At 64.5% G+C, this 12,061-nt stretch carries 19 protein-coding genes; 4 read left to right on the top strand and 15 right to left on the bottom strand.

Annotation, left to right across the window (positions count from 1 at the left end):
* Positions 1-4: 4 nt before the first annotated feature.
* The 10 genes from AC07NK_RS15610 to AC07NK_RS15565 all read right to left on the bottom strand — a co-directional run bounded on the left by AC07NK_RS15610 (position 5) and on the right by AC07NK_RS15565 (position 3,248).
* On the bottom strand, positions 5-250 hold the full coding sequence (locus AC07NK_RS15610) for a hypothetical protein (protein WP_495171516.1): 246 nt from the start codon (positions 248-250) through the stop codon (positions 5-7).
* A gap of 26 nt (positions 251-276) precedes the next feature.
* Positions 277-543 (bottom strand): hypothetical protein, encoded by a 267-nt coding sequence (locus tag AC07NK_RS15605; RefSeq protein WP_495171515.1) that lies wholly within the window; start codon positions 541-543, stop codon positions 277-279.
* 43 nt (positions 544-586) lie between these two features.
* Positions 587-715 (bottom strand): hypothetical protein, encoded by a 129-nt coding sequence (locus AC07NK_RS15600; RefSeq protein WP_495171514.1) that lies wholly within the window; start codon positions 713-715, stop codon positions 587-589.
* 31 nt (positions 716-746) lie between these two features.
* Complete coding sequence (locus tag AC07NK_RS15595) at positions 747-1,019, bottom strand: phage holin family protein (RefSeq protein WP_495171513.1); 273 nt, start codon at positions 1,017-1,019, stop codon at positions 747-749.
* Positions 1,020-1,033: 14 nt separating this feature from the next.
* Positions 1,034-1,351 (bottom strand): hypothetical protein, encoded by a 318-nt coding sequence (locus AC07NK_RS15590; protein ID WP_495171512.1) that lies wholly within the window; start codon positions 1,349-1,351, stop codon positions 1,034-1,036.
* A gap of 26 nt (positions 1,352-1,377) precedes the next feature.
* A complete protein-coding gene (locus AC07NK_RS15585; protein WP_495171511.1) occupies positions 1,378-1,668 on the bottom strand; it encodes a hypothetical protein in 291 nt (96 codons plus the stop codon).
* Positions 1,669-1,698: 30 nt separating this feature from the next.
* A complete protein-coding gene (pspC, locus tag AC07NK_RS15580; protein ID WP_495171510.1) occupies positions 1,699-2,076 on the bottom strand; it encodes an envelope stress response membrane protein PspC in 378 nt (125 codons plus the stop codon).
* A gap of 1 nt (position 2,077) precedes the next feature.
* A complete protein-coding gene (gene pspB, locus AC07NK_RS15575; protein ID WP_495171509.1) occupies positions 2,078-2,356 on the bottom strand; it encodes an envelope stress response membrane protein PspB in 279 nt (92 codons plus the stop codon).
* A 4-nt stretch (positions 2,357-2,360) separates the two neighbouring features.
* Positions 2,361-3,029: a phage shock protein PspA gene (pspA, locus tag AC07NK_RS15570; RefSeq protein WP_495171508.1), complete on the bottom strand. Its 669-nt coding sequence runs from the start codon at positions 3,027-3,029 to the stop codon at positions 2,361-2,363.
* 66 nt (positions 3,030-3,095) lie between these two features.
* Entirely contained in the window at positions 3,096-3,248 is a 153-nt protein-coding gene (locus tag AC07NK_RS15565; RefSeq protein ID WP_495171507.1) for a hypothetical protein, read from the bottom strand.
* A gap of 171 nt (positions 3,249-3,419) precedes the next feature.
* Here AC07NK_RS15565 and pspF point away from each other — a divergent pair, with 171 nt between their 5' ends.
* From pspF to AC07NK_RS15550, 3 genes are all read left to right on the top strand, one after another.
* Entirely contained in the window at positions 3,420-4,454 is a 1,035-nt protein-coding gene (gene pspF, locus AC07NK_RS15560; RefSeq protein ID WP_495171506.1) for a phage shock protein operon transcriptional activator, read from the top strand.
* Positions 4,455-4,495: 41 nt separating this feature from the next.
* Complete coding sequence (locus AC07NK_RS15555; protein WP_495171505.1) at positions 4,496-5,275, top strand: TSUP family transporter; 780 nt, start codon at positions 4,496-4,498, stop codon at positions 5,273-5,275.
* A 221-nt stretch (positions 5,276-5,496) separates the two neighbouring features.
* Positions 5,497-6,114, top strand: coding sequence for a superoxide dismutase (locus AC07NK_RS15550; protein ID WP_495171504.1), 618 nt, complete (start codon positions 5,497-5,499; stop codon positions 6,112-6,114).
* A 75-nt stretch (positions 6,115-6,189) separates the two neighbouring features.
* Here the strand turns inward: AC07NK_RS15550 and AC07NK_RS15545 are convergent, their stop codons facing one another.
* The 3 genes from AC07NK_RS15545 to mtaB all read right to left on the bottom strand — a co-directional run bounded on the left by AC07NK_RS15545 (position 6,190) and on the right by mtaB (position 9,081).
* Positions 6,190-6,819, bottom strand: coding sequence for a septation protein A (locus AC07NK_RS15545; protein ID WP_495171503.1), 630 nt, complete (start codon positions 6,817-6,819; stop codon positions 6,190-6,192).
* Positions 6,820-6,913: 94 nt separating this feature from the next.
* Positions 6,914-7,846, bottom strand: a complete 933-nt coding sequence (gene ftsY, locus AC07NK_RS15540; protein ID WP_495171502.1) for a signal recognition particle-docking protein FtsY — start codon at positions 7,844-7,846, stop codon at positions 6,914-6,916.
* Positions 7,843-9,081 carry a tRNA (N(6)-L-threonylcarbamoyladenosine(37)-C(2))-methylthiotransferase MtaB gene (gene mtaB, locus AC07NK_RS15535; protein ID WP_495171501.1) on the bottom strand — a complete coding sequence of 413 codons (1,239 nt, stop codon included), beginning with the start codon at positions 9,079-9,081 and terminating at the stop codon, positions 7,843-7,845. The genes ftsY and mtaB overlap by 4 nt, the downstream gene beginning before the upstream one ends.
* On the opposite strand from mtaB, the gene AC07NK_RS15530 reads away from it, so the two are divergent.
* Positions 9,080-9,658, top strand: a complete 579-nt coding sequence (locus tag AC07NK_RS15530; protein WP_495171500.1) for a DUF924 family protein — start codon at positions 9,080-9,082, stop codon at positions 9,656-9,658. The genes mtaB and AC07NK_RS15530 overlap by 2 nt on opposite strands.
* A 13-nt stretch (positions 9,659-9,671) precedes the next feature.
* Here the strand turns inward: AC07NK_RS15530 and AC07NK_RS15525 are convergent, their stop codons facing one another.
* Both AC07NK_RS15525 and AC07NK_RS15520 read right to left on the bottom strand, forming a co-directional pair.
* Complete coding sequence (locus tag AC07NK_RS15525; protein WP_495171499.1) at positions 9,672-10,322, bottom strand: dioxygenase family protein; 651 nt, start codon at positions 10,320-10,322, stop codon at positions 9,672-9,674.
* Between the two features lie 62 nt (positions 10,323-10,384).
* Complete coding sequence (locus AC07NK_RS15520; protein ID WP_495171498.1) at positions 10,385-12,028, bottom strand: putative bifunctional diguanylate cyclase/phosphodiesterase; 1,644 nt, start codon at positions 12,026-12,028, stop codon at positions 10,385-10,387.
* Positions 12,029-12,061 lie beyond the last annotated feature (33 nt).

Below are 12,061 nucleotides of genomic sequence, written 5' to 3'. Positions count from 1 at the left end.
CGCACTACAGATCGACGCCTGCGGCGATCGCTTCGAGCTTGCGGATCCGCTCCTTGAGATCGGCGATCTCGATCCGCGCGCCCGCGTTGGTCGGAACCGGCTGGTGGCTGTCGCCGGCATGGGCCATGCTCAGCTCCTGTTGCTTGAGCGACAGCCAGCCGCGCCATCCTGCGAGGCTTGCCGCGGTGACCATGGCCAGGCCCGTCAGAGCCGCAGTCGCGATGATCAGGTAGAAATTGGGATCACTCATCACGCCCTCCATCAGACGCGTTTGGTTCAGTTTCGGCCGTCGCGCAGCTTCTCGATCTCGCGATCAAGGTCGCTGGCACTGTGATTGTCGGTGATCACCCGTTCGAGGACGGAAATCCGGTCCTTGAGCGTGCGTACCTCATCCTGAAGACGGCGCGCTTCGGCGGTGTTGGCGCCGTCCCTGACGTGGTGCTCGTTGCCCCACTTGTCCTTTCGCACGCCCAGTTTTGCCCGGACAATGCCGCCGATCGTCACGATCAGCACGATCATGATCACCATCTCAAAGGGATTCATTCAAAGCCTCCTTTGGCTTTCGCGCCGTTGCTCCGGCGTCGTTTCAGCTCGTTGCGTTCGCCTGTTCGCGCGCCGCCTTCTCGGCGCGGCGGACGGGGCGATCGCGCATCTCGGAGAGCGTGACGCCGATCGCGCCGATCACTCCCAGTACCGCGAAGAACCCGATCAACATTGCTCTTACTCCCTAATACCCGGGGGTTGGTTCAGTTTACCGGCCGCTGGTCGCGCAGCCGTTCGATCTCATCGGAGAGGTCCAGACCCTTGTCGGTCGCAATCCGCTCCAGCACCCGCACCCGCTGCTCCAGCCGCTCGGTATGCGCCGCATATTGCGCGGCCTTCTCGGCGGTCTGGGCGTTGAGCGCCTCGCTCATCTTCTCTTTGTGCTTGAGCCAGCGCTTGAACATTTCGGAGCCGATCCCGCCGATTACCGGGATGCCCACGACGATCATGAAGAAGATGAGCAGGCTGGTCGGCATATTCGTGGACCCTATTAGTTCTTGATGACGCGGAGCGCTTCGATCTCGCGATCCAGCGCTACACTGCCGTCTGTGACGATGCGTTCGACATTCGCCAGACGGTCCTTGATCGAACCGAGCTCCGCACGAAGCTGGGCGTTCTCGCCCGTCAGCAGCTTGATCCGTTCCATCGCCTCATCGTTCTTCTTGGGGTAGATCGCCTGGCCCCAGCCGCCCTCGAGCGGGTAGCCGTGCTTGATGCGCAGCCAGGTGGTGAGAACCCATCCCGAGATGCCCAGAACGCCCATGACGGCGACGAGCGGGAAGAAGGGCTGGAGAAACTGAGGGTCCATCGTGCGTTCCTTGCGTTCTTATGGTGTCAGCGAAGCGAGTCGATTTCGCGGGCGGTGCGTTCGGCGGGGTCGGTAGCGATGCGTTCCAGCACTGCGATCCGCTCCTCCAGCCGGCCGATCTGGCCCGTCAGCCGCTCATTCTCGTTCGTCAGCAACTCGATCTTGCGTTCGGCGGCGGGGTCGGCCTTGTTGGTCATCCCGCTCCACTCATTCTCGATCGGATAGCCATGCTTGGCACGGATCCAGGTCGATACGAGCCAGCCCAAGGTCGAGATCGCGATGATGGCGATGACGAAGCCCGGTCCACTCCAGCTCATGGTTCATTCCCTCCCGTTAGACGCCGCGGCTTAGCGCAGGCGTTCGATCTCGTCGGCGAGCTGCGTGTTGCGGCTCGTATAGAAGGTCTCGATGTCAGCCATGCGGCGGTCGATATCGCGCAGCTTGGAGCGGACTTCCTGGGTCGAGCGGCGCGGATTGGCCCGCACGCCCTGCCAGAACTTCACATCCTCGTCGTTCTGGTAGAGACCGTTCGGTTTCGGCGACGTGACCATCGCCAGTCCGATATAGACGAAAAACACGGCACCGGAGGTGACGAAGAATGTCGTCAGGAAGCCAAGCCGGATCCAAAGCGGATCGACCCCGGTATACTCGCCAAGACCTTCGCAGACGCCCAGCCACTTGCCGTTGACCTTGTCGCGATAGAGTTGCGTGCGGCTTGCAGACATCTCAGTTCCTCCGTGCGCGTTCATAGTCGGGGAGCTCGCGGACTGTCGGCGCGTCGTGGCCGCGCAGGCGGAACTCGGGGTTGTCGGCGGCGATGATTCGCTCGATCGTCATGAGGCGATCCTCGAGCCGGCGCGCCGTATAGTGCAGCTCATCCAGCAGGTTTTCGTCTTCGCCGGTCAGCGTCTTCGCCTGCTTCCACTTGGTGACATAGTGCAGGATCAACCACGGCAGACCGATCAGCGGCGTAATGATGGCGACGGCGGGGATGAGGTTGTCCATCGTCTCAGCCCTCCTTGTGCAGGCGCGCCTTGAGCGCGGCCAACTCGGCATCGACCTTCTCGGTCGACTGCAGCTCGGCGATTTCCTCCTCCAGCGTCTTCCTCGGCGCGCCCAGTGCCAGCGCATCGGCGCGGCCCTCGGCAAAGTCGACGCGGCGCTCGAGCAGATCGAAGCGGCTGAACGCCTCGCTCACCTTCGAGCCGTTGGTCATCTCGCGCAGCTTGACGCGGTTGTTGGCGCTTTCGAGCCGGGTCATGATCGCGTTCTGGCGGGCACGGGCATCGCGCAGCTTGGTCTGCAGCTTGGAAATGTCCTCTTCCGAGGCGCGCAGCGCATCGTCCAGCACTCCGATCTCTGCGCCCAGCTGGTCGCACATGTCGAACGCCTTCTGACGCTCCACCAGCGCGGCCTTGGCCAGGTCTTCGCGGTCCTTGCTCAGCGCCAGTTCGGCCTTCTCGGTCCAGCTCGACTGCAGGTTCTCCAGCTTTGCGATGTGGCGCCGCATCTCCTTCTGGTCGGCGATGGTGCGCGCCGCGCTGGCGCGTACCTCGACCAGAGTCTCCTCCATTTCGAGGATGATCATGCGGATCATCTTTGCCGGATCTTCCGCCTTGTCGAGAAGGTCGGTCATGTTGGCTGCGATGATATCGCGGGTGCGAGAGAAAATGCCCATCTTCAACTTGCTCCTTGAAACTTCGTGCCGCCGGGCGGGCTAGGGGTACCCGCCCGGCGGGACCGCTCAGGCGTAGGTCTTAGCCGACGCTTGAGTGGAAATCTCCGCCGTCGCGGTGGCGGCGGGGCCGACTACACTGGCGAGGCAGGTGGTGCTCACGACCAGGGTGCAGACTAGCGCCGCCATCGTGGTGCGAAAGCTGTTTTTGCCCTTGTACATTGTCGTTCCGTCCCTTGATTTGTTGGCCGCTTGTTGCGGCATGACGGGAATATAGCAGGGTGCGTGCCAAGTTCGAAAACTGGCTGAATTCCGCCATTTTTCGCGCGATTTGGGCGTAGTTGAAAATTGTCCCCTTGCCAAGTGTTGGGAAAATACCCCAAAGGTTCGGACATGGAGCGTACGACCCAGGTCATTGGCCAATCCGGCGCATTTCTCGACGCGCTCGAGCTTGCCTCGCGTGCGGCGGCGCTCGACCGGCCGGTGCTGGTGATCGGCGAGCGCGGGACTGGCAAGGAGCTGGTCGCCGAACGCCTTCATCGTCTGTCGCCGCGCTGGGATCAGCCGCTGGTGGTGATGAACTGCGCCGCGCTTCCCGAGACGCTGATCGAAGCCGAGCTGTTCGGGCATGAATCGGGTTCTTTCACCGGCGCCACGAAATCGCGCGCGGGTCGCTTCGAAGAGGCCGATGGCGGCACGCTGTTCCTCGACGAGCTCGGCACGCTCAGCATGGCCGCGCAGGACCGGCTGCTCCGGGCCGTCGAATATGGCGAGATCACGCGGATCGGCGCATCGCGGCCAATGACGGTCGATGTCCGTATCGTTGCCGCGACCAACGAGCATTTGCCCGAGCGGGTGGAGCGCGGCACCTTCCGCGCCGATCTGCTCGATCGTCTGAGCTTTGAGGTGGTGACGCTGCCGCCGCTGCGCGCACGCGCGGGAGACATCCTCGTCCTCGCCGAATTCTTCGGCAGGCGCATGTCGTCGGAGATCGGCAAGGATTGGGAGGGGTTCGGCCCCACCGCGCTCGACGCGCTGACCAACCATAGCTGGCCCGGCAACGTCCGCGAGCTGCGCAACGTGGTCGAGCGCGCGGTCTATCGCTGGGACGGCTATGGACCGGTCGACGCGATCCAGATCGACCCCTTCGCCTCGCCCTATCGTCCCGCGCCGATGCCGCACGGCATTCCCGGGAATGCTGCTCCGGTGCAGCTCACGACTGAGGAGCCGGGACCGCTGCCGCAGCGCGACGACGATCTGGCCGGCGACTTTAAGAGTCGCGTCAACCGCTTCGAGCGTGAGTTGCTGAGCCGGGCATTGTCCGAGAATCGCTTCAACCAGCGTTCAACCGCTGAGGCGCTGGGCCTGAGCTACGATCAGCTCCGTCATGCGTTGAAGCGGCATGAGTTGTTGAACGCCGGGGGTTAGCCGGTTGCCAGGCGGGGGGAGGGCAGCCTATCGCCCCCCGGATGGAGTTCAGCACCGAGATCATCGCCTTCCTCCTCGCCGTCGCGTTCGTCGCGGGCACGATCGATGCCATGGCGGGTGGCGGCGGGCTGTTGACGATCCCGGCGCTGATGGCAGTAGGCGTCCCGCCCGTCGCGGCAATCGCGACCAACAAGCTCCAGAGCGCGTTCGGCACCGCTTCGGCCTGCATTGCCTATTGGCGCGGCGGGCATCTCGACCTGCGCCGGTTTGCAATGCCCGCCGCCGGTGCATTCCTCGGCTCCGCCGCAGGGGCTTTCACTGTCCAGCGGGTCGATCCCGGATTCCTGACCGCCTTCGTGCCGATACTGCTGATCCTGATGGCGATCTACTTCCTGCTCGCCCCACCAATGGGGGAGGCCGACCGTCACGCCCGGCTGGGCAGCGTGGGGCTTACTGCAGTGTCGGTGGTGTTGGGCTTTTATGACGGCTTTTTCGGGCCGGGCGCCGGATCGTTCCTGACGACGATGATGGTCGCGCTCGCCGGGCTTGGCCTCGTCCGCGCGATTGCCAACGCCAAGTTCCTCAACTTCGCCACCAATGTCGCCGGTCTGATGGCGATGATCGCGGGGGGCAAGGTATTGTGGATGATCGGCTTCGGCATGGCCGCCGCCAATGTCGTCGGCAATCAGATCGGCGCGCGGCTGGCGATGCGGTTCGGGGGGAAGGGGGTGCGTCCGCTGCTCGTCCTCATGTCGATTGCGCTTACGGTAAAGCTGCTGTCGGACCCCGCCAACCCGATCTGGGCATGGCTTCCGAGCTGATTGAGTCCGGCCACCGGCCGGTTCCCCCACCCGGCCACCCATAGAATATTGGCGCTGGGTGGCAGGGTGGGGGAGCGGGCCGGTGCCGCCAAGACGCGAAAGCGCCTGCCGATCAAAATCACTGATCGCCCATTTCGATGGCGTATCGAGAAAAATTTGTGCGGCGAAGCCCCCGCTGATGCGTTAGGCGGGCGCGACATAAAACAAGGAGGGTCTTCCCCATGGCTTTTGAACTTCCCACGCTGCCCTATGCCAAGGATGCGCTTGCGCCGACCATCTCGGCCGAGACGCTCGATTTCCACTATGGCAAGCACCACAAGGCCTATGTCGACAAGACCAACGGCTTCGTCGCAGACAAGGGCCTTGAGGGGAAGAAACTCTCCGAGGTCATCAAGCATGCCAAGGACACCGGCGACAAGGCGCTCTTCAACAACTCGGCGCAGATCTGGAACCATAGCTTCTACTGGTTCGGCCTGACGCCTGAGCCCAAGGAACCGACCGGCAAGCTGGCCGAGCTGATCGAGAAGACCTTCGGTTCGAAGGAAGAGCTGGTGAAGAAGCTGATCGCTGAGGCGACCAACCACTTCTCCAACGGCTGGGGCTGGCTGGTGCTCGACGGCGACGAGCTCAAGGTGACCTCGCTCCATGACGCCGACACGCCTGTCGTCTATGACTATAAGCCGCTGCTGACGATCGATGTGTGGGAGCACGCCTATTACATCGATTACCGCAACGCGCGCCCGGGCTATCTCGACGCGATCACCAAGATCATCGACTGGGACTTCGTCGCAGCGAACCTCGATGGCGAGGGCGTGAGCCGGGCCGACCAGAACGGCTGATCGCCCGACGGTACAAACGAAAAGGGCCGCGGTTCACCCGAACCGCGGCCCTTTTTTCTTGTCTGGCCTGGAGGCTCACTGCTCCGGCGGCAGCGCCTTGTCGACGATCTCGCCGTCGGTGGTCAGGCCATGGCGCAGCAGCATCGGGATATTGCCCATCGCGAAGATCAGCGTCAGCGGCACCACGCCCCACAACTTGAATCCGACCCAGAAGTCCCAGCTCTGCGTGCGCCAGACGGCCTCGTTCAGCACCGCCATCGCGACGAAGAACACCGTCCAGTTGATCGTCAGAAGCCGCCAGCCCTTGGCGGTGAGGCCGGGATAGGCGCTTTCCAGCAGCATCTGGAGCAGCGGCTTCTTCGTGATCAGGCCATAAGCGAGCACCGCCGCGAACATCGAATAGACGATGGTCGGTTTCACCTTGATGAAGGTCTCGTCATGGAACCAAAGCGTCAGTCCGCCGAACACCAGCACCAGCGCGCCGGAGATCCAGAGCATCGGCGAGACGTGCTTTGTCTTCCAAAGCGAAATGCCGATCGCGATGAAAATCGCGACCATGAATGCTGCGGTCGCCGCCATCATTCGCGCGAGCTGCGGCCCGCCCATCAGGCTGTTGACGGCAAAGAATACTGCGAGCGGACCGAAATCGATCAGCATGCGCAGCCCGGGCGCGGGTTTTGCGGGTTTGGTCTCGGTCGCGGTCATGCACTCACTTTACCGTTCGCCCTGAGCTTGTCGAAGGGCAAGTTGCGGGAGCGGGCTTCCCCGGATCAAGTCCGCGGTCGGCCCGAAGGGATGTCTAGCTTTTGGTGAACGTCTCGACCCCAGCGATGATCCGGGCGACTTCATTGGGGTCGAAGCCGCGCAAATCGTCGACCTTCTCGCCGACGCCGATCGCGTGGATTGGCAGACCGAATTTCTCTGCCGCCGCGACCAGCACGCCACCGCGCGCGGTCCCGTCGAGCTTGGTCATGACGATGCCGGTGACGCCAGCGATCTCCTTGAACACCTCGATCTGGCTGAGCGCATTCTGCCCTGTCGTTGCGTCGAGCACGAGCAGGACGTCGTGCGGTGCGCCCGGGTCGATGCGGCCGAGCACACGGCGGATCTTCGCCAGCTCGTCCATCAACTCGCGCTTGTTCTGCAACCGCCCAGCGGTGTCGACGATCAGCACATCGGCACGCTGGTCGGTCGCCTGCTTCAAGGCCTCGAATGCGATCCCCGCCGCGTCGCCGCCCTCAGCGCCCGCTATGATCGGCACACCAACGCGTTCGGCCCAGGTGCGCAGCTGCCCGATTGCGGCCGCACGGAACGTATCGCCCGCTGCGAGCATGACCTTCAGGCCCTGATCCTTGAGGATCGCGGCGAGCTTGGCGATGGTCGTGGTCTTGCCCGATCCGTTGACGCCGATCACCAGGATCACCTGCGGGCGTGCCTTGTCGGTGGTCAGCGGCTGCGCGACCGGCACCAGCGTCTTCTCGATCTCCTCGGCAACGACCAGACGTATACCCAGATCCTCCATACCGCGCTCGAACTGGCCGTCGGCCAGCCGGTCGCGGATGCGCGCCGCGGTGCCGGGGCCAAGGTCGCTGGCGATCAGCGCTTCCTCGATCTCGTCGAGCGTCGCGTCGTCGAGCCGCGCCGCGCCGAGACCGGCAAGGTTGCCGACCAGCTTGTCCGACGTCTTCTTGAACCCGCCGAGCAGCCGCTCGCGCCACGAAGGTCCGCTCATGCTGCCGCCCCGATCAGCTTGCCGTCCTGTACCCGTTCGATCTTCACGTTTGCGATTGTCCCGACTTCCTGTTGCGGAAGCAGCACTTCCGCGAAGTTGCCCGCATGCCCGCGGTCGCCCGGTCTTTCCACCAGAATCGACTGCGGTGTCCCGACCAGCGAGTCCAGCCACGCCGCCCGCCGCGCGGACGCCCGCTCCCGCAGCGCCGCCGCGCGGGCCTTCGCAACGCCCGGCGCCACCTGTGGCATCCGCGCCGCGGGTGTGCCGTCGCGAGGCGAGTAGGGGAAGATATGCGCGTGCACGATGTCGCAATCGTCGATCAGCGCCCGCGTATTGGCGAACATCGCTTCATCCTCGGTCGGGAAGCCGGCGATCAAGTCTGCACCGATCGCGATTTCGGGTCGCGCCGCCTTGAGCCGGGCAACCAGTTCCACCGACTGGACGCGCGAATGCCGCCGCTTCATGCGTTTGAGAACCATATCGTCGCCCGCCTGAAGCGACAGGTGGACATGCGGCATAACCCGCCTGTCTTGTGCCAGCAGTGCGAACAGCCGGCCGTCGATCTCGATCCCGTCGAGCGAAGAGAGGCGCAACCGTTCGACGCCGGTATGCGCCAGCACCCGCTCGACCAGCATCCCCAGTGTGGGCGCCCCCGGCAGGTCGGGGCCGTAGCTCGTCAGATCCACCCCGGTCAGCACGACCTCGCGATGTCCCGCCGCGACCAGCGTCTGAATCCGCTCCACCACCGCGCCGGCAGGCACTGACCGGCTGTTGCCGCGGCCAAAGGGGATCGCGCAGAAGGTACAGCGATGGTCGCACCCGTTCTGCACCTCGACAAAGGCGCGGGCATGCGCGGAAAAGCTCGCGGCAAGGTGCGGCGCGGTCTGGCGCACCGCCATGATGTCCTGAACCAGCGCCGCTTCGTCTGAGGCCCATGAAGCGGGGATCAGCTTCTGGGCATTGCCGATCACCCGGTCCACCTCAGGCATGTCGCCAAAGCTTTTGGGATCGATCTGCGCTGCGCAGCCGGTCACCACGAGCTGCGCGTCCGGACGCGCGCGCCGCGCCTGACGGATTGCCTTCCGGGTCTGGCGCACCGCCTCGTTGGTCACCGCGCAACTGTTGACGACGACGACGTCCCCGGACCCAAGCAGCGCCCGGATCGTTTCGCTCTCAGCAAGGTTGAGCCTGCAACCCAGGCTGATTACCTCTGGTCCGGCAATGGAGGACGACATGAGCGGCGATCTAGGGCTGGCGGACGGCGAAGTCCATGCGGAGGCGCGGGACGTGCTCGCCTTCTGGTTCGACGAACTGACTCCCGAACAGCATTTCGCGAAGGACGACGCGCTCGACGCGACGATCCGAACCCGCTTTGCAGCCTTGCACGATCTGTTGATGGCTAGTGGCGCGGCGGGCTGGCGCGACGCCCCCGAATGCCTGCTCGCCGCCGTGATCGTGCTCGACCAGTTCAGCCGCAATATCCATCGCGGCTCGGGGCAGGCCTATGCCGCCGACACGCTGGCGCTCTCGCTGACGCTGGAAGCGATCGGCAAACATTGGGACGATGACATGCCGCCCGAACGCGCGGCGTTCCTCTACATGCCGCTGATGCATGCCGAGCACCCTGAGGCGCAGCGACTAAGCCTGCGCAAGTTCACCGCGCTGGGCCAGCCCGAGAATTTGCGCTTTGCGATGGAGCACGCGGTCGTGATCGAGCAGTTCGATCGCTTCCCCAGCCGCAATGCTGCGCTGGGGCGGACATCCACGCCCGCTGAACTCGAATATCTGAAACGTCCCGACGCGGGTTGGTGAGCGCGTCTGGCGATCAGACCGGGTGCGGCTCCAGCCGGATATCGCGCCGTGCCAGCAGCACGCCATCGCCGGTCCGCGACAGCTTGATGATCCCGTTCCCGCCGCGCAGTTCGCACGCCTTGCGATAGGCTGCGGTCACCCCGAACTCGCCGTCGAACACGACATCGTCGATATAATAGGGACGACGTCCGGGCTCACCCACGAACAGATGAACATGCGCCGGCATCGACCGGTCGGGATAAACCGCCGGCTTGATCGTGCGGAAGGTATAGCGCCCGTCCGCCCCGGTGACGGCCCAGCCGCGCAACCGGCCATGGCGGCGGCTCCAGACCGTCTCGTTCGATCCGTTGGCATAGAGGCCGACATGGTTGGTGTGGTGGGCATAGATGACGACCCCGGCGGCAGGCGTCGCGCCGTCGGCGGCCAGCACCCGGCCAGTCAGGGTCATCCGCTCGCCCGGTTCGCCGGGGCCGGCGAGCTGCACAATGGCTGCTTGCGCGGTTCGCGGGCGCTCGCCAACGGCTTCGCATCCCTCGCAATTATAGAGATCGGCTCGCGCTGTCCGCTGTGGCTCCAGCGGTTGCGCGGTGAGGCTGCGGATCGCGAGCAGACCGCCTGCGCCGCCCGCCAGTGTCAGCAGTATCACACGCCGGTCGACTGCCATCGCTGACTTCCTTTCCTGTAGCGCGCGATACTAGATCGCTCTCGTGCGAAGGAGAAGGGGTATCAACCGGCGCGCCGCTCGGTGTCCGGCACGATCGGCACGACGGTGGCGGCCGGCATCTGTTGGCCATTCGGCACCAGCATACGCTTTTCCGCGAGCAGCCGCCGTGCGCCCGCAACCGATAGCGGCTTGCCATAATACCAGCCCTGCGCCTTGGCGCAGCCCAGCGCTTTGACCCGCGCTTCGATCGCCGCGTCCTCGACGCCCTCGGCGGTGATCGGCAGGTTGAGGCTCTCGCCAAGGCTGACGATCGCGTTGACGATCGCGGCGGAATCCGCGCTCTCGTTCAGCGAGATGACGAAGCTCTTGTCGATCTTGATCCGGTCGAAAGGCAGGGCGCGCAGATGCGCCAGCGACGAATAGCCTGTCCCGAAATCGTCGAGCGCGAGGCTGGCGCCCTGGTTTTTGAGGCTGCCGACGATCGACTGGGCGAGCGCGAGATTCTCGAACAGCGCGCTCTCGGTGATTTCCAGCTCCAGCCGGCTGGCGGGAAAACCGGTCTCGGTCAGCACCTTGATGATCTTCTGCGCCAGCCATGCGTCGCGCAACTGCCAGGGCGAGATGTTGACTGAGAGGTTTAGCGACGGATCCCAGTCGCGCGCCGCGGTAAAGGCCTGATGCATGATCGACAGCGACATCTCGGCGATCATGCCGGTTTCTTCGGCGATCGGGATGAACAGGTCGGGGCTGATCAGCCCGCGCGTCGGGTGCTCCCAGCGTGCCAATACCTCGAAGCCATAGAGTTTGCCGCTGGCGAGATCGATCTGCTGCTCGAAATAGGGGACGATCTCGCCGCGCGGGATCGCGGAACGCAGCCCGGACTCGAGCTCGTTGCGCGTCTGCAGCTCGCGTTCCATCGACTGGTCGAACCAAGCATAGCAATTGCGGCCCGATTTCTTCGCGACATACATCGCGATATCGGCCGAGCGCAGCAACGCATCGATGCTCTGGCAGTCGAAGTCCGATCGCGCGACGCCGACCGAACAGCTGATGTGGAGCCGGAATCCGTCCGCCTCGATCGGTTGGGAAAGGCGCGCGACCAGCCGTTCGGCGATCCGCTCAACCGTTTCGGGATGAGCGGGGTCGAACAGAAAGCCGCATGCGAATTCGTCGCCGCCCAGCCGTGCGGTGAGGGCGACCGGGGGCATTGCGGTGGCGATCTCGCCCGCGACGGCACGCAGCAGCGCGTCACCCACGGCGTGCCCGTGCATGTCGTTGACCGTCTTGAAGTGATCGAGATCGACGATCATCAGCGCCATCGCCTTGCGCCGGTGGTTCGCGCGCACGAACATCGCGGCGCCTTCCTCGTTCAGGCTGCGACGGTTGAGGAATCCGGTCAGCGGATCGCGACTCGCCAATATGTGTGCGCGCTCTTCCGCGGCGGCGCGGATGCGGACTTCGTGGCGCAATGCGGTGTGGCGGCGCCAGCCGAACAGGATCAGCGCGACGTTGAGCAGCAGCGCGATCACCAGCGTGCGGTCCGCGGGCGCGCCGCCTTCGAAATAATGTTTCAGCGTCTTGGAGAGCACCGAGCTGCCGGTGCCGACGAACATCAGGATCGCGGCGACGCTGATCGCCCCGGTGATCAGGTCGGTGCCCGGCGCTGCGCCCTTGAGTTCGTTGTTGTTGTCGAGATCCAGCGCCATGCCGGCAAAGCTCCCACCCCTGGCAATCGCGGG

Source organism: Sphingomonas sp. GW821-FHT09B04 (assembly GCF_059418285.1).
The sequence above is the reverse complement of the archived record's forward strand: the minus strand, read 5'-3'. Positions and strand labels throughout refer to the sequence as shown.

What these genes read in the sequence shown, in the direction of transcription:
- AC07NK_RS15605 (WP_495171515.1), bottom strand. Translation starts at nt 543, where the DNA reads ATGAATCCCTTTGAGATGGTGATCATGATCGTGCTGATCGTGACGATC.
- AC07NK_RS15545 (WP_495171503.1), bottom strand. Translation starts at nt 6,819, where the DNA reads ATGACCGCGACCGAGACCAAACCCGCAAAACCCGCGCCCGGGCTGCGC.
- pspC (WP_495171510.1), bottom strand. Translation starts at nt 2,076, where the DNA reads ATGTCTGCAAGCCGCACGCAACTCTATCGCGACAAGGTCAACGGCAAG.
- pspB (WP_495171509.1), bottom strand. Translation starts at nt 2,356, where the DNA reads ATGGACAACCTCATCCCCGCCGTCGCCATCATTACGCCGCTGATCGGT.
- ftsY (WP_495171502.1), bottom strand. Translation starts at nt 7,846, where the DNA reads ATGAGCGGACCTTCGTGGCGCGAGCGGCTGCTCGGCGGGTTCAAGAAG.
- AC07NK_RS15530 (WP_495171500.1), top strand. Translation starts at nt 9,080, where the DNA reads ATGAGCGGCGATCTAGGGCTGGCGGACGGCGAAGTCCATGCGGAGGCG.
- AC07NK_RS15520 (WP_495171498.1), bottom strand. Translation starts at nt 12,028, where the DNA reads ATGGCGCTGGATCTCGACAACAACAACGAACTCAAGGGCGCAGCGCCG.
- AC07NK_RS15590 (WP_495171512.1), bottom strand. Translation starts at nt 1,351, where the DNA reads ATGGACCCTCAGTTTCTCCAGCCCTTCTTCCCGCTCGTCGCCGTCATG.
- AC07NK_RS15525 (WP_495171499.1), bottom strand. Translation starts at nt 10,322, where the DNA reads ATGGCAGTCGACCGGCGTGTGATACTGCTGACACTGGCGGGCGGCGCA.
- pspF (WP_495171506.1), top strand. Translation starts at nt 3,420, where the DNA reads ATGGAGCGTACGACCCAGGTCATTGGCCAATCCGGCGCATTTCTCGAC.
- AC07NK_RS15600 (WP_495171514.1), bottom strand. Translation starts at nt 715, where the DNA reads ATGTTGATCGGGTTCTTCGCGGTACTGGGAGTGATCGGCGCGATCGGC.
- AC07NK_RS15585 (WP_495171511.1), bottom strand. Translation starts at nt 1,668, where the DNA reads ATGAGCTGGAGTGGACCGGGCTTCGTCATCGCCATCATCGCGATCTCG.
- AC07NK_RS15595 (WP_495171513.1), bottom strand. Translation starts at nt 1,019, where the DNA reads ATGCCGACCAGCCTGCTCATCTTCTTCATGATCGTCGTGGGCATCCCG.
- mtaB (WP_495171501.1), bottom strand. Translation starts at nt 9,081, where the DNA reads ATGTCGTCCTCCATTGCCGGACCAGAGGTAATCAGCCTGGGTTGCAGG.
- AC07NK_RS15565 (WP_495171507.1), bottom strand. Translation starts at nt 3,248, where the DNA reads ATGTACAAGGGCAAAAACAGCTTTCGCACCACGATGGCGGCGCTAGTC.
- AC07NK_RS15555 (WP_495171505.1), top strand. Translation starts at nt 4,496, where the DNA reads ATGGAGTTCAGCACCGAGATCATCGCCTTCCTCCTCGCCGTCGCGTTC.
- pspA (WP_495171508.1), bottom strand. Translation starts at nt 3,029, where the DNA reads ATGGGCATTTTCTCTCGCACCCGCGATATCATCGCAGCCAACATGACC.
- AC07NK_RS15610 (WP_495171516.1), bottom strand. Translation starts at nt 250, where the DNA reads ATGAGTGATCCCAATTTCTACCTGATCATCGCGACTGCGGCTCTGACG.
- AC07NK_RS15550 (WP_495171504.1), top strand. Translation starts at nt 5,497, where the DNA reads ATGGCTTTTGAACTTCCCACGCTGCCCTATGCCAAGGATGCGCTTGCG.